The organism is Afipia felis ATCC 53690, from assembly GCF_000314735.2.
In the GTDB taxonomy this organism is placed as follows: domain Bacteria; phylum Pseudomonadota; class Alphaproteobacteria; order Rhizobiales; family Xanthobacteraceae; genus Afipia; species Afipia felis.
The window spans coordinates 551,555-574,545 of record NZ_KB375270.1; the positions used below are offsets into that span (position 1 = coordinate 551,555).

At 63.2% G+C, this 22,991-nt stretch carries 20 protein-coding genes; 18 read left to right on the forward strand and 2 right to left on the reverse strand.

Going from position 1 to position 22,991, the window contains the following annotated elements; all coding sequences use genetic code 11:
- Nucleotides 1-12: 12 nt before the first annotated feature.
- The 9 genes from mce to HMPREF9697_RS02880 all read left to right on the forward strand — a co-directional run bounded on the left by mce (nucleotide 13) and on the right by HMPREF9697_RS02880 (nucleotide 9,367).
- Nucleotides 13-414: a methylmalonyl-CoA epimerase gene (gene mce, locus HMPREF9697_RS02840; protein ID WP_002715638.1), complete on the forward strand. Its 402-nt coding sequence runs from the start codon at nucleotides 13-15 to the stop codon at nucleotides 412-414.
- On the forward strand, nucleotides 415-690 hold the full coding sequence (locus HMPREF9697_RS02845) for a DUF1467 family protein (RefSeq protein WP_002715639.1): 276 nt from the start codon (nucleotides 415-417) through the stop codon (nucleotides 688-690).
- Between the two features lie 542 nt (nucleotides 691-1,232).
- Nucleotides 1,233-1,595 carry a DUF2946 domain-containing protein gene (locus tag HMPREF9697_RS02850; protein WP_002715641.1) on the forward strand — a complete coding sequence of 121 codons (363 nt, stop codon included), beginning with the start codon at nucleotides 1,233-1,235 and terminating at the stop codon, nucleotides 1,593-1,595.
- A gap of 84 nt (nucleotides 1,596-1,679) precedes the next feature.
- On the forward strand, nucleotides 1,680-4,091 hold the full coding sequence (locus tag HMPREF9697_RS02855; RefSeq protein ID WP_002715642.1) for a TonB-dependent receptor family protein: 2,412 nt from the start codon (nucleotides 1,680-1,682) through the stop codon (nucleotides 4,089-4,091).
- On the forward strand, nucleotides 4,088-5,305 hold the full coding sequence (locus tag HMPREF9697_RS02860) for a sialidase family protein (RefSeq protein WP_002715643.1): 1,218 nt from the start codon (nucleotides 4,088-4,090) through the stop codon (nucleotides 5,303-5,305). The genes HMPREF9697_RS02855 and HMPREF9697_RS02860 overlap by 4 nt, the downstream gene beginning before the upstream one ends.
- An 8-nt stretch (nucleotides 5,306-5,313) precedes the next feature.
- Nucleotides 5,314-5,820 carry a TlpA family protein disulfide reductase gene (locus HMPREF9697_RS02865; RefSeq protein ID WP_040308090.1) on the forward strand — a complete coding sequence of 169 codons (507 nt, stop codon included), beginning with the start codon at nucleotides 5,314-5,316 and terminating at the stop codon, nucleotides 5,818-5,820.
- 94 nt (nucleotides 5,821-5,914) lie between these two features.
- Nucleotides 5,915-7,252, forward strand: a complete 1,338-nt coding sequence (gene proS, locus HMPREF9697_RS02870) for a proline--tRNA ligase (protein WP_002715645.1) — start codon at nucleotides 5,915-5,917, stop codon at nucleotides 7,250-7,252.
- A gap of 139 nt (nucleotides 7,253-7,391) precedes the next feature.
- A complete protein-coding gene (locus HMPREF9697_RS02875) occupies nucleotides 7,392-8,660 on the forward strand; it encodes a lipoprotein-releasing ABC transporter permease subunit (RefSeq protein WP_002715646.1) in 1,269 nt (422 codons plus the stop codon).
- Nucleotides 8,661-8,668: 8 nt separating this feature from the next.
- Entirely contained in the window at nucleotides 8,669-9,367 is a 699-nt protein-coding gene (locus HMPREF9697_RS02880) for an ABC transporter ATP-binding protein (RefSeq protein ID WP_040308091.1), read from the forward strand.
- Nucleotides 9,368-9,376: 9 nt separating this feature from the next.
- On the opposite strand, the gene HMPREF9697_RS02885 is transcribed toward HMPREF9697_RS02880, so the two are convergent.
- Together HMPREF9697_RS02885 and HMPREF9697_RS02890 are read right to left on the reverse strand one after the other, a co-directional pair.
- Nucleotides 9,377-9,778: a DUF3551 domain-containing protein gene (locus HMPREF9697_RS02885; protein WP_002715648.1), complete on the reverse strand. Its 402-nt coding sequence runs from the start codon at nucleotides 9,776-9,778 to the stop codon at nucleotides 9,377-9,379.
- Nucleotides 9,779-9,780: 2 nt separating this feature from the next.
- Nucleotides 9,781-10,038 (reverse strand): DUF3551 domain-containing protein, encoded by a 258-nt coding sequence (locus HMPREF9697_RS02890; RefSeq protein ID WP_002715649.1) that lies wholly within the window; start codon nucleotides 10,036-10,038, stop codon nucleotides 9,781-9,783.
- Between the two features lie 477 nt (nucleotides 10,039-10,515).
- On the opposite strand from HMPREF9697_RS02890, the gene dnaE reads away from it, so the two are divergent.
- The 9 genes from dnaE to dxr all read left to right on the forward strand — a co-directional run bounded on the left by dnaE (nucleotide 10,516) and on the right by dxr (nucleotide 22,948).
- A complete protein-coding gene (gene dnaE, locus HMPREF9697_RS02895; RefSeq protein ID WP_002715651.1) occupies nucleotides 10,516-13,983 on the forward strand; it encodes a DNA polymerase III subunit alpha in 3,468 nt (1,155 codons plus the stop codon).
- A 75-nt stretch (nucleotides 13,984-14,058) separates the two neighbouring features.
- Nucleotides 14,059-16,455, forward strand: a complete 2,397-nt coding sequence (locus HMPREF9697_RS02900) for a caspase family protein (protein ID WP_002715652.1) — start codon at nucleotides 14,059-14,061, stop codon at nucleotides 16,453-16,455.
- Nucleotides 16,456-16,722: 267 nt separating this feature from the next.
- Nucleotides 16,723-17,718 carry a 30S ribosomal protein S2 gene (locus HMPREF9697_RS02905; RefSeq protein ID WP_002715653.1) on the forward strand — a complete coding sequence of 332 codons (996 nt, stop codon included), beginning with the start codon at nucleotides 16,723-16,725 and terminating at the stop codon, nucleotides 17,716-17,718.
- Between the two features lie 120 nt (nucleotides 17,719-17,838).
- Nucleotides 17,839-18,762 carry a translation elongation factor Ts gene (tsf, locus tag HMPREF9697_RS02910; protein ID WP_002715654.1) on the forward strand — a complete coding sequence of 308 codons (924 nt, stop codon included), beginning with the start codon at nucleotides 17,839-17,841 and terminating at the stop codon, nucleotides 18,760-18,762.
- A 42-nt stretch (nucleotides 18,763-18,804) separates the two neighbouring features.
- Complete coding sequence (gene pyrH / locus HMPREF9697_RS02915; protein WP_002715655.1) at nucleotides 18,805-19,521, forward strand: UMP kinase; 717 nt, start codon at nucleotides 18,805-18,807, stop codon at nucleotides 19,519-19,521.
- 16 nt (nucleotides 19,522-19,537) lie between these two features.
- Complete coding sequence (gene frr, locus HMPREF9697_RS02920) at nucleotides 19,538-20,101, forward strand: ribosome recycling factor (RefSeq protein ID WP_002715656.1); 564 nt, start codon at nucleotides 19,538-19,540, stop codon at nucleotides 20,099-20,101.
- A gap of 9 nt (nucleotides 20,102-20,110) precedes the next feature.
- Entirely contained in the window at nucleotides 20,111-20,869 is a 759-nt protein-coding gene (locus HMPREF9697_RS02925; RefSeq protein ID WP_002715657.1) for an isoprenyl transferase, read from the forward strand.
- An 8-nt stretch (nucleotides 20,870-20,877) separates the two neighbouring features.
- Nucleotides 20,878-21,720: a phosphatidate cytidylyltransferase gene (locus tag HMPREF9697_RS02930; protein ID WP_002715658.1), complete on the forward strand. Its 843-nt coding sequence runs from the start codon at nucleotides 20,878-20,880 to the stop codon at nucleotides 21,718-21,720.
- 4 nt (nucleotides 21,721-21,724) lie between these two features.
- Nucleotides 21,725-22,948, forward strand: a complete 1,224-nt coding sequence (gene dxr / locus HMPREF9697_RS02935) for a 1-deoxy-D-xylulose-5-phosphate reductoisomerase (protein WP_040307779.1) — start codon at nucleotides 21,725-21,727, stop codon at nucleotides 22,946-22,948.
- The last annotated feature ends 43 nt before the right edge of the window (nucleotides 22,949-22,991 follow it).

A 22,991-nucleotide genomic window follows, 5' to 3' on the forward strand; every position in this document is an offset into this window, starting at 1 on the left:
GGGGCGGGCGCGATGCTGGGCCGGCTCAACCATGTGGCGATCGCGGTGCGAGACGCGCGTGCGGCGGCGTCCGTCTATGCCGGGATAGGTGCAGAAGTGTCCGCACCGGCAGCGCAGCCGGAACATGGCGTCACGACGGTGTTCGTGACGCTGCCGAACACCAAGCTCGAATTCATCGAACCTCTGGGCGATGCGTCGCCGATCTCAAAATTCCTTGAGCGCAGCCCGGATGGTGGCATTCACCATCTTTGCTTCGAGGTTGATGATATCATCGCGGCGCGAGACGCCCTGATTGCCGATGGTCGTCGAGTGCTCGGCGACGGCAGGCCGCGGATTGGTGCGCATGGCAAGCCGGTGTTGTTTTTCCACCCGAAGGATTTTTCGGGAACGCTGATCGAGATCGAGGAGGCATAAATGGCCCAGTCAATCGCTTCCGCATTTGCGGTCTACTTCGTGGTCTGGTGGGTCGTTTTGTTTGCGGTGCTGCCATTCGGTATTCACAGCCAGCACGAGAACGGCGAAGTGAGTTTGGGAACCGACCCTGGCGCTCCGGTGCTGGCGAGGATGGGCCGCAAGCTGCTGTGGACCACGCTGATCTCGGCAATCATTTATGGCTGCGGATTTGTGGCATATCGTGCCGGATACTTTGATCTGGGCCGCATCAGCAAGGCGATCGGCCTGCCGTTCTGACCTCCGACATTGGATCGTCTTGCGATCCAATCACCACATTTTGGCTCCTCGTCGTCATCGCGCTTGATCCAACGCAATGCGTGCGGTCCTGCGCGACCTCAGGATACGACGGGCAAAACCAGATGAGATGAACACAGCAGGAAAACAGATGAGAGCTGCGGCACAGAACCTGCTGGACAAAGGCTTGCAGGCAAAAAAAGAGCAGGGCCGGAAGCCCTGCTGTTTAAACGTCGCGACCCTGTGTCCCCGAAACGTTGGATCTATCGTTGTTTAGACGGGGATGACGCTGCGTTGTGCGCGTCGGGCCTCCTCCCAAGACCTAGACCACAGCAGGTCTGGCGATACGCCTAGCCTGACTGACGGGCCTGTGTAGCGCAAGACTTTCGGCCTGTCATCTTTTTTGGAAACAAAATTCATATTGGAGTCCGGCTTTGAATTTTTGTTGCGCCGCGGGGTTTTTAATCGAGGAGCAGGCGATATCGACATTTCGATATTGCCGTGCTTAATCAGGGACATCCGGATTTCATCCGGTGGGGGTGGCAATGCGCAAGCGGCTGGGACGTCTGGTTCCCATCGTGATGATCGCGGTTCTGGTGCAGCTTTTTGCACCGATTGCGATGATGCGCGCGGCTGCCGCCGCAGCCTCTGATCCGCTGAGCGGTATTGTGATCTGCTCGGAGCATGGTGACGGCGCTTCCGACGCCGCGCCAGCCGCAACACACGCGGCCTGCTGCCCGCTCTGCGCTCTCGCGCATGTCGTGCCGCCGCTCGATCATCCTGTTGCACTTCATGTTGCCATCCAGCGCATCTATCAGCGCGTGGCCTGGCTCGAGAGCCGGACACCGTTCGTCAGCGGCGGGATTGATGATCGGCCGCATGCACGTGGCCCTCCTGTTTATTCCTGAGTGACAGTTCGCACGGATGGCGGGTTCTGCCTGCTGTTCTCCTGTTCGAAATGACTGCCACCGGCAGTTATCGGGAATATTCCAATGCTCAAGCCACACACATTCGGTGGCGCCACGATTCTCGCCGCTTGCGGCGCGCTCGCTGCTGCGTCTTCATCGAGTCTTGCCGATCACATCGAAGGTCACGTTCTTCCTGAAGTCACGGTAACCGCGCCGAACGCGGTGCGCGCCAAACCCACCCGCAAGCCGAAAGCGCGTGCGGTTGCGGCAAGACGATCCTCGCGCTCCCCCGGCACACCGGCGACAACGCCCCCGCGGGTTGTCGTCACCGGCGGAAGCCTCACCCCGGCGGCGGCGCTTGCCGGGCTTTCACAAGCGCCGACTGGCCAGACCGCGACGACGATCGATCGCGGCCAGTTCGACAATCGACCGTCGTTCTCCGTGAGCGATGTGTTGCGCGACAGTCCCGGCATCTCGGTGAAGCAGGGCAACGGTCCACGCGATTTCGGCATCTCGATTCGCGGCTCGAACGCGCGCAACGGCTTCGGCATCCGCAACATGGTGATCTTCGACGACGGCTTTCCGGTCACGCAGCCGGACGGCCTGTCGCGCAGCGACTTGATCGATCCGCATGCCTATGGCGCCATCGACGTGATCCGTGGGCCGTCGTCCGCGCTTTACGGCAATTACGCGACCGGCGGCGCGCTCAACTTCCGCACCCGCCCGGGCGGCAGCATCGACGGCGTCGAATACGGCATTGACGGCGGCAGCTTCGGTTATCTCAACAACTATTTCACCGTGGGAAAGAAAGTCGGCAACTTCGAAGCCTCACTGTTCGCGAGCGATGCACGCGGCGACGGCTTCATCGGCAACAGCTGGTTCAACACCCAGACGGTGAACTTCCTCGGCACCTATCAGGCGACGCCGGATGATCGCTTCACGCTGAAGATCATCAACAACAATGTCGATGCGCGGTTGCCGATCCGGCTGTCGCTCAATCAGTTTGGGATAAATCCGTTCCAGCGCGGCTGCTCGACGGCCGCAGGCGCCGCGCCGGGTTGTGCGACAGTTTCGTTGTTCGAGAACGGCTTCAACGGAGCACGCATTCCGCAAACGGCGGAGCAGGCGGGCCTTGGCCGCACTGACCGGCGCACCATCGTCGGCGCGCGCTGGGAGCACGATTTCGACAACCAGACCACGTGGCGCAACCAGCTGGTGTTCGACGATCGCAACATCAACCAGCCCACGGGCGCGACCAGCGCGATCGGCGACTATCCGTCCTACAATTTCATGAGCGATCTCACCCATAAGGGTCAGTTGTTCGGCTTCGATTCCACGACTTATTTCGGCGGCTTCTACAACACGCTGAGCTGGTCGGGCGACACACGCAACGTGATGCCGGGCGGCGATGCGACGCTGGGGCAGTTGTCGTCGAACGTTACGGGCACGCATACCAATTTCGGTTTGCGCGCACGCGAGGAATTGCGGTTGACCGACGCGCTGACAGCCATCGCCGGCATCGGCTGGGAGAATACCCAGCTCAAGGGCGTGAATACTGCTTATACGTATTCGGTGCCAAATGTTCCGACTGCAACCCCCACGCTGACGAGCGCCGACAAGCAGTTCACCAATGTCGCGCCGGAATTCGCGCTGCTCTACAAGTTCAGTAATGAATGGCAGGGGCGGGCTCGCGTCGGCACCGGTTACGGCACGCCGCAGGTCGGCAATCTGTTTGTCCTCGCCAATGGCCAGAACGGCAACAATACCAACCTCGTGCCGCAGCAGAATGTCGGCTACGACCTTGGCGTCGACTGGACTCCGAACAAGGCCGTGAAGGTCAGTCTCACCGGCTTCTACGAATTCTTCCGCAATGAACTGGTGTCGCAGGCGACACCTGTGGGGGCGCCGAATTCAAGCTTCATGTTCAACGCGCCGCGCTCAGAGCATCGCGGTATCGAACTCGCGGCCGACTGGCGGTTTCATCCGGGCTGGCGCGCGACGCTGGCCTATACCTATCTCGATGAAATCTACACCGACTATACCGAGATACTGAATGGTGGCGGCACGAGCTTCAGCTTCAACCGCGCCGGCAACAAAATCCCCGGCATTTCCCCCAATGAGTTGACCGCGCGTCTCGGCTACGACGAATTCGCCGGGATCTATGCGGGCCTCGGCGCGTTCGTCGAATTCCAGTGGAAGGATGCCTTCTACATGGACAACGCCAATCTGTTGAAGGCGCCGGGTTACGAGCTCGTGAACCTCAACGTGCACTACACAACCGATCTGAAGTCGGACTATTTCAAGACACTCAATGTTTACTTTGAGGTCCGCAATCTGTTCGATAAGACCTACATTGCGTCGGCCAACAATATCGGCAACAGCGTGACAAGTGCGGGCGTTCAAGATCAAGCAAGCGTCCTGGCGAACAAGACCGGCTCGATCTACGCCGGATCGCCGCGTGCATTCATTGCCGGCATGAAGGTGGCGTTCCGATGAAACAGACATTCATGAACAAATGGATCGCCGCTGCCGCGCTGCTGCTTTGTCAGTTGCCGGCATCGGCGCATGACATGCACAAGCCCGCAGCGGAGGCCGGTTGCACTGACGTCGCGCTGTCCTGTGCGACCAAGGTAACGCCCGCGTTCGGACCCGACGGCAAGCTGTGGATCGCGATGCTCGCTGGCGGCAAGGTCGCGGTGGCGAACTCGACCGATGGTGGGCGGAATTTCACCAAGCCTGTCGCCGTCACCGATCAGAAGCTCGACATGGACTGGGGCCCGGATGCGCGGCCGAAGATCGTAATCGACAAGCACGGTGACCTGATCGTGGCGTTCTCGACGTTCCGCGACACGGCATTTAACGGCGAGGTCTTCACCACGCGTTCGACAGATGGCGGGGCGACCTTCGCGCCGATCAGGCCGATCACGTCCAATAATGTCAGCCAGCGGTTCGAGACGCTCGCGCTCGATACCGACGGCACGGTGTTCGCGGCGTGGCTCGACAAGCGCAACCGCGCGCCCGCGAAGAAAAAGGGCGAGGCCTATGACGGCGCGGGCCTGTTCTTCGCGACGTCACGGAACGGTGTGGCGTATTCGCAGGCACAACTCGTTCACAACAACACCTGCGAGTGTTGCCGCCTCGGCGTGGCGTTTGCCGGTCATGGTCGCCCAGTCGTGATCTTCCGCAATATCTTCGAGGACGGCGTGCGCGATCATGCCATCACGACCTTCAGCGACCTGGACACGCCCGGACCCATTCATCGCGTCAGCAATGACGACTGGAAAATCTCGGCTTGCCCACATCAGGGGCCGAGCCTGTCGATTGCGCCGACCGGCACTTATCACGCGACATGGTACACCAACGGCAAGAACCGGCAGGGCCTGTTCTATGCGCGCTCATTGGATGGCGGCGCGACGTTCTCCAAGCCGGTGCCGATCGGCGACCCTGCGCATAATCCTTCGCGGGCCTTCGTGCTCGCGACCGCCCAGGGCACCTATCTGGCGTGGAAGGAGTTCGATGGCGAAAAGACCGCCGTGCGGATGATGCAGTCCGCCGACGACGGCAAGACATGGTCGGAGCCGAAGACGGTGATGGAGACTGCAGACTCCTCGGATCATCCGTTGCTGGTCAGCTTTGGCCGTGCGGTGTTTCTGTCATGGATGACAAAGAAGGACGGCTATCGTTTCCAGCCGGTCGGGCAGGGGACATGAAACGGTACATGACACATCATCTGACGCGCGGCCTGCTTGCCCTTATGACGATCCTGTTCGCGGGTGTTGCGATGGCTGACGCGACCATCGAGATCAAGCCATTCGAACGCGGAAGCTGGCAGGCGATCCGGCAGGCCCATGCCGGGCGGCCGACGCTGGTGCATTTCTGGGGCGTCACATGCGGGCCTTGCAAGGTCGAACTGCCGGAACTCGGCCAATTCGCCAAATCGCATCCCGGCGTGGACGTGGTGATGATCGACGCCGATCTGGTTCCGAACACGCCCGCCGCGGTGCGGGCGACGGTGTCGCAGGCGGGGCTTGCCTCGGCCGAGAACTGGGCGTTCGGCGATACCTTCACCGAGCGGCTGCGTTACGAGGTCGATCCCAAATGGCAGGGCGACATCCCGCGCAGCGTGCTGATCGGCAAGGATGGCTCGGTCAGGACCATCGAGGGGTCGGCTGCGTCCGCTGATCTGGAAAAATGGGCGCAGGGGCAGGGCGCAGGCCGTCATTGAGGGGGCCGCGGGCCGCGCCAGAAGCCTTGTCTTTTGCCCGCCAATCCGCTTTCAGTGACGGCTCCTCATCCTCCCGATTCCAGAGTGTTTTCCCATGCGGCTGACGCGCTTTTTTCTCCCCATCCTCAAGGAAACACCGAAAGAGGCCGAAATTGTCTCGCACCGGCTGATGCTGCGCGCGGGCATGATGCGGCAGGAGGCGGCGGGTATCTATGCCTGGCTGCCGCTCGGCTTCCGGGTGCTGAAGAACATCGAGCGGATCGTGCGCGAGGAGCAGGACCGCGCCGGCGCCATTGAGCTTCTGATGCCGACGCTGCAACTCGCCGACCTGTGGCGCGAGAGCGGCCGCTATGACGCCTACGGCCCGGAGATGCTGCGTATTCAGGATCGCCACAAGCGTGAGCTTCTTTACGGGCCGACCAACGAGGAAATGATCACGGAAATTTTCCGGGCCTACGTGAAGTCGTACCGCAGCCTGCCGCTCAACCTCTATCACATCCAGTGGAAGTTCCGCGACGAGCAGCGTCCGCGTTTCGGCGTGATGCGCGGCCGCGAATTCCTGATGAAGGATGCCTATTCGTTCGACATCGACGAGGCGGCGGCGCGTCTGTCCTACAACAAGATGTTCGTCGCCTATCTGCGCACCTTCGCCCGCATGGGACTGAAGGCGATCCCGATGCGCGCGGAGACTGGCCCGATCGGTGGCGATCTTTCCCACGAGTTCATCGTGCTGGCCGAGACCGGCGAATCCGGCGTGTTCTGCAACAAGGACGTGCTCGACCTGCCGGTGCCGGGCGCGGACGTCGATTACGACGGCGACCTCACGCCGATCATCAAACAGTGGACCGAGCTTTACGCCGCGACCGAGGACGTGCACGACGAAGCCCGCTACGAGAGCGAGGTGCCTGCCGACAAGCGCGTCAACACCCGCGGCATCGAAGTTGGCCAGATTTTCTACTTCGGCACAAAATACGCGGATTCGATGAAGGCGCTGGTCGTCGGCTCGGATGGTGCGGAAAAGCCGATCCACGGCGGCTCCTATGGCGTCGGTGTCTCGCGCCTTGTCGGCGCGATTATCGAGGCCTGCCACGACGAGAACGGCATCCAGTGGCCCGAGGAGGTTGCGCCGTTTCGCGTTGCCGTCCTCAACCTCAAGCAGGGTGCTGCGGAGACAGACGCCGCCTGCGAAAAGCTCTATCGCGAGCTGACGGCAGCAGGCGTGGACGTGCTCTACGACGACACCGACCAGCGGCCCGGCGGCAAGTTCGCGACCGCCGACCTGATCGGCATTCCGTGGCAGATCCTCGTCGGGCCCAAGGGGCTTGCCGAGGGCAAGGTCGAGATCAAGAAGCGCGCCGACGGCAGCCGCGAGATGATGAGCGTCGACGAGGCGTCTCACCATTTCCAGACGAAATGGAAGCCCGCCAACTGACATGACCGATATTTAAGGTCGCATCGTCGGTAATGGTGCGATTGAGCGGTGAATCATTGCGCTGCGGGGGCGGCGCGGGCGCGTGTGTGGACTACAATTCGCCTGATTCGCATGAAATTCGGGGCGATGGACAGATTTGATGAGTGAGCCGGTTCGAACTGCCCCCTTTGCTCCTTTCGAGTGGCTGATCTCGGCCCGCTATCTGCGGGCGCGACGCAAGGAAGGATTCATCTCGGTCATCGCGGGCTTCTCGTTTCTCGGCATTATGCTGGGCGTCGCCACACTGATTATCGTGATGGCGGTGATGAACGGCTTCCGCAAGGAACTGCTCGACAAGATTCTCGGCCTCAACGGCCATCTTCTGGTGCAGCCGCTGGAATCGCCGCTGACCGACTGGAAGGAAGTCGCCGACCGCATCAATGGCGTGCAGGGTATCCGCCTCGCGGCGCCGATCGTGGAAGGGCAGGCGCTGGCGTCCTCGCCGTTCAATGCTTCGGGCGTGCTGGTGCGCGGGATCCGCGCCGCAGATCTCGAAAAGCTCACCTCGATTTCCAAGAATATCAAGCAGGGCACGCTGGAAGGCTTCGACGACGGGCAGGGCGTCGCCATCGGCCGCCGTCTCGCCGATCAGTTGTCGCTGCATGCGGGCGATACCGTGACGCTGGTCGCGCCGCGCGGCGCAGTGACGCCGATGGGCACGACACCGCGCATCAAGCCCTACAAGGTCGCTGCCGTGTTCGAGATCGGCATGTCGGAATACGACTCCTCCTTCGTGTTCATGCCGCTGAAGGAAGCGCAGGCCTATTTCAACCGTCCCAATGATGTCACCGCCATCGAGATCTACACCGACAATCCCGACAAGGTGGACGAGTACCGCAAGGCGGTGACGGACGCGGCGCAGCGCCCGGTCTTCATGGTGGACTGGCGGCAGCGCAACTCGACCTTCTTCAACGCGCTGCAGGTCGAACGCAACGTCATGTTCCTGATCTTGACGCTGATCGTGCTGGTGGCATCGCTCAACATCATTTCCGGCCTCATCATGCTGGTGAAGGACAAGGGCAGCGACATTGCGATCCTGCGCACCATGGGCGCAACGCAGGGTTCGATCATGCGCATTTTCCTGATTACGGGCGCTGCGATCGGCGTGGTCGGCACGCTGGTCGGCTTCCTGCTCGGCGTCATCATCTGTCTCAACATCGAGAACATCCGCCAGTTCATCTCCTGGCTGACCAACACCGAACTGTTTTCGCCGGAGCTTTACTTCCTGTCCAAGCTACCGGCGGAGATTAGTGTCGGCGAGACGGCGGCCGTCGTGATCATGGCGTTGACGCTGTCGTTCCTCGCGACGCTGTACCCGTCCTGGCGCGCGGCGCGGCTCGATCCCATTGAAGCCCTGAGATACGAATGAGCGCGGCGATGCAAGACGGAGACAACGACGCGCCGGTGGTGTTCCTCCACGACATTCACCGCCAGTATCGGCAGGGTGAAACCACGCTGACCATTCTCAACGGCGCCAAGCTCGCGCTGTGGGCGGGGCAGTCGGTGGCGTTGGTGGCGCCGTCGGGCACCGGCAAGTCGACGCTGCTCCATATCGCGGGCCTTTTGGAGCAGCCGGATTCCGGCGAGGTCTATGTCAATGGTGCGCCGACCTCGACGCTGTCGGATGGTGACCGTACCCAGATCCGGCGCACCGACATCGGCTTCGTCTACCAGTCGCACCGCCTGCTGCCGGAATTCTCGGCACTGGAAAACGTCATGATGCCGCAGATGATCCGCGGCCTTCCGCGCAAGGAAACGGTGCAGCGTTCGAAGGAAATCCTGGCCTATCTCGGCCTCGGGGACCGCATCACCCATCGGCCGGCCGAATTGTCGGGTGGCGAGCAGCAGCGAGTTGCGATCGCGCGCGCAGTCGCCAACGCGCCGCGTGTGCTGTTCGCGGACGAGCCGACCGGCAATCTTGATCCGCACACAGCCGATCACGTCTTCAACGCACTGATGCAACTCGTGAAGGCGACGCAGGTCGCGATGCTGATCGCGACCCACAACATGCAGTTGGCCAATCAGATGGACCGCCGCGTCTCGCTGTCCGAGGGGCAGGTGGTGGAGCTCGACTGAGCTTTCGCCTCAGCGCGCTTGATGAATCTTGCGCTTGTGCTTGTGGCGAACGGACCGCTGCGGACCCGGTGCGGGCGCCACGCGGTAGGGATCGTAATTCGGATCGATGTTGCCGAACGGTGAATAGGGCACGCGCGGCTGCGTGATTACATAGGGGCTGCCCGGCCGTCCTTCGTAGAACGGGTCGCGGTAGCACATCGCCGAGCGGCCCGAGGCACTGAACTGGCACTGGGCGAGCGTCGAGTAACTGCAATCCTCATACTGGTCGCGGGTGTAGACCTTCATGCAGTAAGGATAGCGGATCAGTGCCTGCGCCGGCGACGGCATCAGGGCGCCAGCCCCCACGACCAAAGCGAGCGCCGCAAGAGAGGCGCGTAAGCCGCCTTTACCTGATGCGCGCGGCGCGTTCATGCTCAGTAAATCTCGCGGTAGACGCGGCGGCCCCGGCGCGGCGCGTCAGGCGCGCTGTGGTAGAAGGGATTCCGGTCGCAATAGGCGAAACGTCCCGACGCGGCGGCCGCACAGGCGGCGTAGCTCGGATAGCTGCATTCGCCATAGCCGGTGTAGTCGCGGCCGCGGATGCAATAGGGCTGCTCATGCGCGGCGGCCGGCGTGATGTCGAGGCTGGCGTACGCGCTGAGCGCGAGGACCGCGAAAAGCAATTTGCGCATCGATCTCTCCTGAATCGTCTGGACTGTTCGTGAACGCGTCCAGTTCCATGGTCAATACACTTCAAGGCCGGCGGTTCATTTCAGGCGCGGTCTCTCCCGTAAAACATTCGTTAAGGCTGTTTATTCGGTCGCGCTCCCGGGCGTCTTGACGAAAGAACAGATATAGAACATTGTTCTCCATATGTTCCAACCAAGCTTTCCGGGCGTTTCCGGGGATCAAGGAGCCGATCATGCTGAAGATGTTCTTTGAAGAAGCCGCCGCACTGGCCTCTCTGGTGCTGTTCGTGGGAACCGTGGCGGTGTGGGCGCACCTCATTCCGCAGCTCTGAGGACGGCCAGCCGCCACAGGCTGGGGAAAGGGATGATAGCGCCGCGCCGGATGCTGTTACGCATGGACAGGGCGGGGCGCGGGCGGCACCGTTGAGACAGTGAGTCGCCCGATGCGGCTTTCATCCCCCAGCGCGAGAGACTGCCCGGATGGCCTCTGCCGGATTTATCCATCTTCACGTCCACTCTGCCTATTCGCTGCTGCAGGGTGCGATGAAGATTCCCAAGCTCGCCGAGCTTGCGAAGGCCGACCATCAGCCCGCGCTGGCGCTGACCGACCGTGACAACATGTTCGGCGCGCTGGAGTTTTCCGACAAGCTCGCCGGCGCAGGCATCCAGCCGATCGTCGGTTGCGCACTCGCCATCGATTTCGGCGATATCGACCCCAACGCCCGCAATGCGCTTGTGGCGCCTTCGCACATCGTTCTGCTCGCCGCGCGCGAGGAAGGCTACCGCAGCCTGATGCGGCTGAATTCGCGCGCGTTCCTCGAGACGCCCGTCCACCAGTCCCCGCATATCAAGATCGACTGGCTGAAGGACGAAAGTGCCGGACTGATCGCGCTGACCGGTGGCCCGAATGGTCCGGTGTCGATGGCTCTGGCGACGGACCAGCCTGCGGTCGCCTTATCGCGCACCGAACAGCTCATGGAGGTGTTCGGCGACCGGCTTTATCTCGAACTGCAGCGACACGGGCTCGACGTCGAGCGTCGCGTCGAGGCCGCGCTGATCGACATCGCGTACGCCAAGAGCCTGCCGCTGGTTGCGACCAACGAACCTTATTTCGCGAGCGCCGACGATTATGAATCGCACGACGCTCTCCTCTGCATCGCAGGCGGCCGGTTGATCGCGGAGACGGATCGCCCGCAGCTCACGCCCGAGCATCGCTTCAAGACGCGGGCGGAGATGGCGGTGCTGTTCGCGGATATTCCCGAGGCGCTGTCGTCGACGGTTGAAATCGCGCAGCGCTGTTCGTACCGGCCGCGGACCCGCAAACCGATCCTGCCGCGCTTCACCGTCGGCAGCGACAACACAGCCGACGCGGAAAAGGAGGAGGGCGAAGAGTTGCGGCGTCAGGCGCAAGAAGGCCTCGCCCGCCGCATCGCCGCGCATGGATTGTCTCCGGGCTTTACGGAAGAGGACTACAGCAAGCGTCTCGACTTCGAACTCGGCGTCATCACCCGAATGAACTATTCGGGTTACTTTCTGATCGTGTCCGACTTCATCAAGTGGGCGAAGTCGCAGGGCATCCCGGTTGGACCGGGACGCGGTTCGGGCGCAGGTTCGCTCGTCGCTTATGCGCTGACGATCACCGATCTCGATCCGCTGCGCTTTGGTCTGCTGTTCGAACGCTTCCTCAATCCGGAACGCGTCTCGATGCCGGACTTCGACATCGACTTCTGTCAGGACCGTCGCGGCGAAGTGATCCAGTACGTCCAGCAGCGCTACGGGCGCGAACAGGTCGGCCAGATCATCACCTTCGGTACGCTGCAGGCGCGCGGCGTGCTGCGCGACGTCGGCCGCGTGCTGCAGATGCCGTACGGGCAGGTCGACAAGCTGACCAAGCTTGTGCCGCAAAATCCAGCCGCGCCGGTGACGCTGTCGGCGGCGATCGCGGGCGAGCCGAAATTGCAGGCCTTCCGCGATGAAGACCCGATCGTCGCGCGGGCATTCGACATCGCCATGCGTCTCGAAGGCCTGACGCGCCACGCATCGACCCACGCCGCGGGCATCGTGATCGGCGACCGGCCGCTCTCCGAACTGGTGCCGATGTATCGCGATCCGAAATCGGACATGCCGGTCACCCAGTTCAACATGAAGTGGGTCGAGCCCGCAGGCCTCGTGAAATTCGACTTTCTTGGCCTGAAGACGCTGACTGTCCTCGATGTCGCGGTGAAGCTTCTGAAGCAGCGCGGGCGGGAGGTCGATCTCGCCAAGCTGCCGCTCGATGACAAGACGACCTACGACATGCTCACGCGCGGCGAAGTGGTCGGCGTGTTCCAGGTTGAAAGTCAGGGCATGCGGCGCGCGCTTGTGGACATGCGGCCTGACCGTCTGGAAGACCTGATCGCGCTCGTCGCGCTCTATCGTCCGGGTCCGATGGCGAACATTCCGACCTATTGTGCGCGCAAGCATGGCGACGAAGAGTCGGAATACATGCATGCCATGCTCGAGCCGATCCTGAAGGAGACCTTCGGCGTCATCATCTATCAGGAACAGGTGATGCAGATCGCGCAGGTGATGGCGGGCTATTCGCTCGGTGACGCCGACCTGCTGCGCCGCGCGATGGGCAAAAAGATCCGCGCCGAGATGGACAAGCAGCGCACGATCTTCGTGGCGGGCGCGACCAAGAACAGCGTGGCGAAGGGGCAGGCCGAGCAGATTTTCGAGCTGCTGGCGAAATTTGCTGACTACGGCTTCAACAAGAGCCACGCCGCCGCCTACGCGCTGGTGTCGTACCAGACCGCCTATATGAAGGCGCATTATCCGGTGGAGTTCATCGCGGCGTCGATGACGCTCGACATGAACAACACCGACAAGTTGTCGGAATTCCGCGCCGAGGCGCAACGGCTAGGCATCAAGGTCGAGCCGCCGTCGATCAATCGCTCGGAAAGCACGTTCACGGTCAACGGCAACACGATCTATTATGCGCTCGCCGCTCTCAAGGGCGTCGGCGCGCAGGCGGTCGAGATGATCGTCGAGGCACGCAAGGACGGCGGACCGTTCACCTCGCTGGCGGATTTCGCGTCGCGTGTGCCGCCGCGCGCGATCAATAAGCGCGTCCTGGAAAGTCTCGCCGCCGCAGGTGCGTTCGATGAGTTCAACCCCAACCGCGCCGCGGTGTTTGCGGGTGCGGACGCGATCCTGGCCGCCTGCCAACGTGCCAACGATGCGGTCACGCTGGGGCAGAGCGACATGTTCGGCGGCCAGAGCGGCGCGCCGTCGCTGATCCTGCCGAATGTCGAGCCGTGGCTTCCGGCGGAGCGCCTGCAGCGCGAATACGGCGCGGTTGGCTTCTTCCTCTCCGGTCATCCGCTCGACGATTACAAGGTCGTGCTTCAGCGCCTCAACGTGCAGTCGTGGGCGGAGTTCTCCAACGCGGTGAAGAACGGCCGTACCGCGGGCAAGGTCGCAGCCACCGTGGTGTCGCGCATGGAACGGCGCACCAAGACCGGCAACAAGATGGGTATCATCGGCCTGTCCGATCCGACCGGACATTTCGAGGCTGTGCTGTTTTCCGAAGCGCTCGGTCAATTCCGCGACATGCTGGAGCCGGGGCTCGTCGTGCTGTTGCAACTCAGCGCCGAACTGCAGGGCGAGGACGTGCGCGCGCGCATTGCCAATGTCGAATTGCTCGATCAGGCGGCTGCGAAAACATCGATGGCGCTAAAGATTTTTCTCCGCGACGCCAAGCCGATCGAATCGATCCGTCGCCGCCTCGAGGATCATGCGCAGGGAGCAGGCGCGCGCTCGGGGAGCGCGGGTGAAGTCACGGTGGTGATGATGCTCGATCTCGAAGCGGAGGTGGACTTGAAGCTGCCCGGACGCTTCAAGGTATCGCCGCAGATTGCCGGTGCGTTGAAGGCTGTCACCGGCGTAGTCGATGTACAGACGCTTTAGAGAGCGTTCAAAGAATATTCAGACACGCCCGCGCCGAATGTGCCATCATTGCGACGTATCGCATCGGAGGCTGTTATGGCGTTTCGTATCGTGGGATTGTTTGCTGCTGCCGCACTGCTGGTTGTGACGGCGCTGCCGGGGGTAAGTGAGGCGCAACAGCCTCAGCAGCAGGCACAGCAACCGCAGGAAAAGCGTATTGCTCTGGTGATTGGCAACGGCGCCTATACCAAGGCACCGCTCGCGACCGCCGCCAACGACGCGGGCCTTGTTGCGCAGACATTGCAGGCCGCGGGCTTCGATGTGATAGGTGCGCGCGATCTCGACGGCGATACGCTGCGCAGCAGCTTCCGCGATTTCATCCAGAAGGCGGAAGCATCCGGCCCCGATACGGTGGCAATGGTCTACCTCTCGGGCTACGGCGTGCAGCTTGCGGGCGAGAACTATTTCATTCCGGTCGATTCCAAGATCGAGCGGGATACCGACATCCCGACCGAAGGACTTCGCCTCAGCGACTACATGCGTCAGCTCGCTGCGCTGCCGTTGAAGGCCGGCATTGTCGTGCTCGACATCGCGCGCCAGCAGCCTTTCATTGAAGGCAACGCGCAGATCGCAAGCGGCCTCGCGCTGGTCGACCCCGAGCCGAAGATGCTGATCGCATTCAACTCGGCGCCGGGCACTGTCGCACCGGACGAGCAGGGCGCTTACGGCGCTTACGCGCAGGCGCTCGCCGAGATGATCCGCGCGGGCGGCCTGCCGCTGCCGGAATTGTTCGATCGCGTGCGGCTGCGCGTCAACGAAACCACCAAGGGCGCGCAAGTGCCGTGGGATGCGCAGAAGGTCGACGCGCCGTTCGTGTTCTTCGACCGCGCCCCCGATGCACCGCCGCAGGCGACGCCCGCGCAGGCGGAAGCCGCGCGCAACAAGCCGATCAAGGATATGGGTGCGACCGATGCCTACGCCGCCGCGCTCGAGCGCGACACGCTGCAGGGCTACGAGGATTTCCTCAATGCCTATGCGAGCGATCCGATGGCCAAGCGCGTGCGCGTCATCGTCGCCGCGCGGCGCGAGGCGATCACATGGCGGCGTACCTATCGTACCGATACACCGGATGCCTACTGGTCGTATCTGCGCCGCTATCCGCAAGGCCCTCACGCTGCCGATGCGCGCCGTCGCCTTGCGGTTTTGTCAGCAGCGCTGGAGCCGCCGCAGTCGTTTGCGATGATCGATTACGACGTGCCGCCGCCGCCGCCCGACGAGATCGTCTATGTCGACCGGCCGGTGCTGATGTTCTCCGACCCGGATTTCGATTTCGCGCCGCCGCCATCGCCGCCGGTTTATTACCTGCCGCCGCCGCCGGAGGACTTCATCGATCTGCCGCCGCCGTATTATTATTCGGATGACCTGTTCATCCTGCCGCAGCCGGTGTTCGTGCCGATTCCGATCTTCGTGCGTCCGCCGATCTATGTGCGGCCGCCGCAGCATGACTTCCTCTTTGCTAACATCCACAACCGCGCGGTGATCGACAGCCAGATCAACCGGCGTGGGCCGGGCGGCTTCAATAGGCCGGGCGGTCCGGGGCTCCCTCCGGGAGCGAAGGGGCCGATGATTCAGCGTCCGTTCAATGCAGGACCGGCGCTGCCCGGCGCGGTGCAGCGTCGCGCCACGCTCATCTCTGAAGGCAAGGCGCAGCGCCCCGCGAGTTCGTTCATCAATCCGCGCGCCAATATCGGCAATGTCGACCGCCGCGCACCGTTGCCGGGCCCTCGCAAGTTCGGCCCCGGTGCGACCACGCCTCCGGTTGCGCCTGGTGCGCGCCCGATGGCGCCGGCCACGATGCCAAATCGCAATGCGTTGCCCGTCCCGGGTCGTGGCAATGTGCCGAATGCACCTACCATGCGGGGACCGCAGCCAAACCCGGCCGGACCGCAGGCGCGTCCGGGTGGTCCCGGTGTTCCGAATGCCGGTGGACCTAATGCCGGTCGCCCCGGTCCCGGCGGACCGGGCCATATGGGACCGGGCCCCGGCCAGCGTGGACCTGATGCCAACAGGCCTGCCATCAACCGGCCTGACGTGAACCGTCCGGGCACGAATCGTCCCGGTATGGGAGGTCCGAGGCCGGACGCGATGAGGCCGCCTTCATCGGCCCGACCTTCGCAACCGCCCGCCGCGATGCGTCCTGCGCCGCAGGTCCAGCGGCCCATGCCGTCTCGGCCCGCGCCGCAGATTCGTCCGCAGGTACAGCCCCGGATGGCGCCTCCGCCACGGCAGGCCGCTCCGCCGCAGCGCATGGCACCGCCGCCCCGGATGGCTCCTCAACGTCCGCCGCCGATGGCCCGGCCCGCCGCACCTCCGCGACAGGCCCCGATGGCGCGGCCTGCACCGCCGCCGCGGATGGCCCCGCCAAGAGCTGCTCCGCCGCCACGGCCGGCTGCACCAGCCAAGCGCTGCCCGCCGAACGTGCCGCGGTGCTGAAAGATTTGAGGACCGGCGGGCATTCCACCGGTCCTCTTTCTTTTTAAGATCTCCCGGGCTGGAACCCGGCGGGCAGGGGACCAAATAACGCCCCCAAATCCTTGCCTTATGCCGAGTCTGTGGGTATAAGCCGCGCCATCTCACACGGAAACATGGCTGTCACAGGCCGTCCGGTGGCAACCGGGCCGCACGATCTGTCCATTTCGGACGCATCCGTAAGGCTCATTGCTCACACGTTTCCGGAGGAACCAACCGGAGAATACAACAATGGCGCTTCCCGATTTCTCGATGCGTCAGCTCCTCGAAGCTGGCGTTCACTTTGGTCACCAGTCCCACCGGTGGAATCCGAAAATGGCGGATTACATCTTCGGTGCCCGCAATAACATTCACATCATCGATCTCGCTCAGACCGTTCCACTGCTGCATCGTGCGCTGCAGGCGGTGAGCGATACCGTCGCCAAGGGCGGCCGCATCCTGTTCGTTGGTACCAAGCGTTCGGCACAGGACGGCGTTGCTGAAGCGGCGAAGCGCTCGGCGCAGTACTTCGTCAACTCCCGCTGGCTCGGTGGCACGCTGACCAACTGGAAGACGGTGTCGGGCTCGATCAAGCGTCTGCGCCAGCTCGAAGAGATGCTCGGCTCGGCCGAGGGCAACCAGTACACCAAGAAAGAGCGCCTGACGCTTCAGCGCGAGCGCGACAAGCTCGACCGCTCGCTCGGTGGCATCAAGGACATGGGCGGTCTGCCCGATCTGATCTTCGTGATCGACACCAACAAGGAAGGCATCGCGATCCAGGAAGCCCAGCGCCTCGGCATTCCGGTCGCGGCGGTCGTCGACACCAACTGCGACCCGAAGGGCATCACCTACGTTGTCCCTGGTAACGACGACGCGGGCCGCGCCATCGCGCTGTATTGCGACCTTATTGCGCGTGCCGCGATTGACGGCATCTCGCGCGGTCAGGGCGATGCCGGCATCGATATCGGCGCCATGGCCAACCCGCCGAAGGAAGACGCGGTGGCTCCGAAGACGGACGGCTTCCAGGGCCTCGCAGGTCCGCGTGGCGTTGCTGACGACCTCAAGAAGCTGTCGGGCGTTTCCGGCGCGATCGAGAAGAAGCTCAACGATCTCGGCGTTTTCCACTACTGGCAGATCGCCGAACTCGACCACGACACGGCCCACAAGATCGGCGAAGAAGTCGGTCTTCCGGCTCGTGCCGATGGCTGGGTCGCCCAGTCGAAGGCGCTCACCGCCGACGCGGAATAATTCAAGACCACCTTCGCGGCCGGCTCTGCCGGCCGCATCATTATCAGGCAAGAAACGCCCTGTAAGACGATGGCATGCGGCCCCGCAGCCGCGACACTGCAGGCGAAAGGGTATTGGACAATGGCAACGATCTCAGCAGCGATGGTCAAGGATCTGCGCGACAAGACCGGCGCGGGCATGATGGACTGCAAGCAGGCGCTCAACGAGAACGGCGGCGATATCGACGCGGCGGTGGATTGGCTGCGCAAGAAGGGCCTGTCGAAGGCCGCGAAGAAGGCCGGACGCGTTGCCGCCGAAGGTCTGATCGGTGCGGTCGTCTCCGGCACCAAGGGCGTTATCGTCGAGGTCAACTCGGAAACCGACTTCGTTGCCCGCAACGAGCAGTTCCAGGGTCTCGTCAAGATGATCGGTCAGGTCGCGCTCGACGCGGGTGCCGAGGTCGAGAAGATCAAGGCCGCCAAGGTTGGCGCTGTCACCGTGGAAGCCGCAATCAACGACGCGATCGCCACCATCGGCGAGAACATGACGCTGCGCCGCGCGGCTACGCTTTCCGTCAATAGCGGTGTGGTTGCGAGCTATGTCCACAACGCCGTCACCGACGGTCTCGGCAAGATGGGCGTGATCGTCGCGCTCGAATCGGCCGGCAAGGCCGATGAACTGGCCGCGCTCGGCCGTCAGCTCGCAATGCACGTCGCCGCCGCCAATCCGCAGGCGCTGGACGCCACCGGCCTCGACCCGCAGGTCGTCGCCCGCGAGAAGGACGTGCTGGCCGACAAGTACCGCCAGCAGGGCAAGCCGGACAACGTCATCGAGAAGATCGTCGAATCCGGTCTCAAGACCTACTACAAGGAAGTCACCCTGCTGGAGCAGGCCTTCATTCACGACAGCGGCAAGAGCGTAGCCCAGGCCGTGAAGGAAGCCGAAGGCAAGGTCGGCGCGCCTATCAAGGTTGCTGGATTTGTGCGCTATGCTCTCGGCGAGGGAATCGAGAAAGAAGAATCCGATTTCGCCGCCGAAGTTGCCGCCGCTGCCGGACAGGGCTGAGCGGAGACTTCCGCTCAACCATTCTGGAAGGGACAACGCGTCATGGGTGAGCCGCTCTATCGTCGCGTCGTGGTGAAGCTGTCCGGCGAGTATCTCGCCGGCCACCAGCCTTTCGGTATCGATCAACCGACACTGGACCGTGTTGCGTCCGACCTCATCGAGGCGACGGAGCGGGGCATCGAAGTTGCCGTCGTCGTGGGCGGCGGCAACATCTTCCGTGGGGTGGACGTGTCCTCGCGCGGCGTGTCGCGACCGACCGGCGACACCATGGGCATGCTTGCTACCGTGATGAACTGCCTCGCGCTCGAATCAGCGCTGGAGCGCAAAGGCAAATCCGCGCGCACGCTCTGTGCGCTGGCAATGCCGCAGGTGTGCGAACTGTTCACTCGCAAGGCGGCGCTGCGTTATCTCGCCGACGGCCGCATCGTGCTGTTCGCGGGCGGCACCGGCAATCCATTCTTCACCACCGACACCACCGCCGTGCTGCGCGCGAGCGAGATCGGTGCGCAGGCGGTGCTGAAAGCCACCAACGTGGACGGCGTCTACAGCGCCGATCCGAAAGTGGACAAAACCGCCAAGCGCTTCGAGCGGCTGTCGCACTCGCAGGCCATCCAGGGCGGCTACAAGGTGATGGACGCCACTGCCTTCGCGCTTGCCCGCGAGAACTCATTGCCTATCATCGTGTTTTCAATCGCCGAATCCGGGTCGATCGGCGCAATTCTGGACGGCACCGGCAACGGCACGATCGTCGCCGGCTGACAAGGAGCGGAAGTTCATGACGACGAACGGTTTCGACATCAACGATCTGAAACGCCGCATGGATGGCGCGAAGGATTCGCTGAAGCATGAACTTGGCGGCTTGCGCACCGGGCGTGCGGCGATCTCGATGGTCGAGCCGGTGCAGGTCGAAGCCTATGGCAGCTACATGCCGCTTAATCAGGTGGCGACCGTCAGCGTGCCTGAGCCGCGCCTTCTGTCGGTGCAGGTCTGGGACAAGTCGATGGTGAAGGCCGTCGAGACCGCGATCGTGAATTCCAATCTCGGATTGTCGCCCGCGACCGAAGGGCAGGTGATCCGGCTGCGGATTCCGGAGCTGAACGAGGAACGCCGCAAGGAACTGGTGAAGGTCGCGCACAAATACGCAGAGGCGGCCCGCGTCGCGGTGCGCCATGTTCGCCGCGACGGCCTCGACATCGTCAAGAAGCTGGAGAAGGATCACAAGATCTCCGAGGACGAGCACGAGCGGGCGTCTGGCGAAATCCAGAAGGCGACCGACGCGGTCATCGGCGATATCGACAAGCTGCTCGCCACCAAGGAAAAAGAAATTCTCACCGTCTGAGAGAAACCGATGTTGAAGGGCGACACGCCACAGAACGGAGAGCCGGAAAACACCGGATCGCCGCGGCACGTCGCTATCATCATGGACGGCAACGGCCGCTGGGCGGCTGCGCGGGGATTGCCGCGTGCGGAAGGGCACCGGCGTGGCGTCGAGGCGCTGCGCAAGGTTCTGCGCGCCGCGCACGAACTCGGTATCTCCTATCTGACGATCTTCTCTTTCAGTTCGGAGAACTGGTCGCGTCCGGCGAGCGAGATTGGCGATCTGTTTGGCCTCTTGCGCCGCTTCATCCGTAATGACCTCGCCTCGTTGCACAGCGACGGCGTCTGCGTGCGCGTGATCGGCGAGCGCGAAGGGCTCGAGCCGGACATCAAGGCGCTGCTCGGGGAAGCCGAGGATTTGACGCGTAACAACACGCGGCTCACGCTTGTCGTCGCGTTCAATTACGGTTCGCGACACGAGATTGCGCATGCCGCGCAGCGGCTCGCGGTCGAAGTGGCTGAAGGCAAGCGCGACCCGGCTACGATTACGGCCGAGACGCTCGGCAGCTACCTCGACGCGCCGGATATTCCAGATCCCGATCTCATTATCCGGACCAGCGGTGAACAGCGGCTGTCGAACTTCCTGATGTGGCAGGCGGCCTATAGCGAGCTCGTGTTTGTGCCGATCCATTGGCCAGATTTCGACAAGGCCGCACTTGAAGGAGCGATTGCCGAATATGCGACCCGCGAACGCCGTTTCGGCGGTCTGATCGCGAAGACGGGATCGTGAACGGCGCGATGCCGGAATCCTCGGCACCGACTGCTGCGGTGAAGAATTCGCGCAACTTGCTGATGCGTGTCGCCGCTGCCGCATTGATGGTGCCGTTGGCGCTGATGTTCGTGTTCGCGGGCGGCTGGCTCTGGGTACTGCTCGTCACCGCGATTGCCGTCGGCCTGTTCTACGAGTGGCACGAGATCGTCAATCCGGTGCGCAATCCGCGCACCTTCGCGGCTGGCGTGATCGCGCTCGAACTGATCGGCCTGGCGTTGTGGTTCGGGTGGGGTGGCGTGGCGTGGGCCGCGCTCATTCTCGGCACAACGCTGATCGCCTTTCTGGCGACGGAGCAGAAATGCTGGATCACGGGCGGCTTCATGTACGCGGCGGCGGCGCTCATCGCCTCCGCGATGGTGCGGCTCGATGGTGCGATGGGGTTCTACGCGTTGATGTTCACGCTGCTCGTCGTCTGGGCGAGTGACATCGGCGGTTACTTTGCAGGCCGTGCCATTGGCGGCCCGAAACTCTGGCCGCGCGTCAGCCCGAACAAGACATGGGCGGGCTCAATCGGTGCGCTGATTCTGAGCGCGCTGGTAGCGGTCGTCGTGGCGTGGCTGGGCTGGGGACGGCTCGTGCCGTTGATCGTGCTCGCGCTCGCGATGTCGGTGGTGGCGCAGCTCGGCGACCTGTTCGAGTCGGCAGTGAAGCGCCGCTTCGGGGTCAAGGATTCGAGCCAGATCATTCCGGGCCATGGTGGCCTGATGGATCGGCTTGACGGGTTTGTCGCCGCGATCGTTTTCGTGGCTTTGATCGGGTTTTTACGGGCCGGTGCTGATGGCATCGGCCGTGGTTTCATGATTTGGTGATCTGATGAGTGTTGTGCCTTTACGTCAAAGCGAGCCGATGCTGCATGCCGATCGTGTCGTCACGATTCTCGGCGCGACAGGTTCGATCGGCCAAAGCACCGTCGATCTGGTGCGCCGCGCGCCGGAGCGTTATCGCGTCGAGGCGCTGACCGCGCACAGCAATGTCGCCGAGCTTGCGAAGCTCGCGCGCGAACTCGGCGCACGCTACGCCGCGATTGCCGACGAGGCGAAGTATGGCGAATTGAAAGACGCGCTCGCAGGCTCGGGCATCGAGGCGGGCGCGGGCGAGGGGGCGCTGGTCGAAGCTGCTCTTCGGCCTGCCAACTGGGTGATGGCCGCGATGAGCGGCGCGGCGGGCCTCAAGCCGGCGATGGCGGCGGCCGGGCGCGGTGAGATCGTCGCACTCGCCAACAAGGAATGCCTTGTCTGCGCCGGCGAAGCCTTCATGAACCACGCCGCCGCGAGCAAGGCGACCGTGCTGCCGGTTGATTCTGAACATAATGCGATCTTCCAGGCGCTCGGCGCGGGCCGCCGCGAGGATCTCGTTCGTATCATCCTGACTGCGTCCGGCGGTCCGTTCCGCTCGGCGACGCGCGAGCAGATCGAGAACGCCACCGTAGAGCAGGCGCTCAAGCATCCGAACTGGAGCATGGGCCGCAAGATCACCATCGACTCTGCGACCATGTTCAACAAAGCGCTGGAGATCATCGAGGCATTTCATCTGTTCGAGCTCACGGCCGACCAGATCGATGTGCTGGTGCATCCGCAGTCGATCATCCATGGCCTCGTGGAATTCACCGACTGCTCGGTGGTGGCGCAGATGGGCACGCCCGACATGCGCACGCCGATCGCGCATTGCCTTGGCTGGCCGCACCGGATCGATGGTCCGGCGCAGCGCCTCGATCTTGCCAAATTAGGACAACTGACCTTCGAGGCGCCGGATCCGGTGCGGTTCCCGGCGCTGCGGCTGGTTCAGGAGGCGCTGCGGACGGGCGGAGCGGCGCCGACCGTGCTCAACGCAGCCAATGAGGTCGCGGTCGCCTCATTCCTCGACCGCAAGATTCCATTCGGCGGCATCGCACGGCTGGTCGAGGCGACACTTGAGGCTCTGGTGGCCAAGGGAACGGCGAAGGCACCACAAAGCGCCGACGAGGCCCTCGCCGTTGACCATACTGCGCGAAAAATCGCTGCGGGGCTCTTGCCTCAAATTGCCTTAAAGGCATCCTAGACGATTGGGGAAGCGGGCCTGTACGGCTCGCACGCGAGGGACG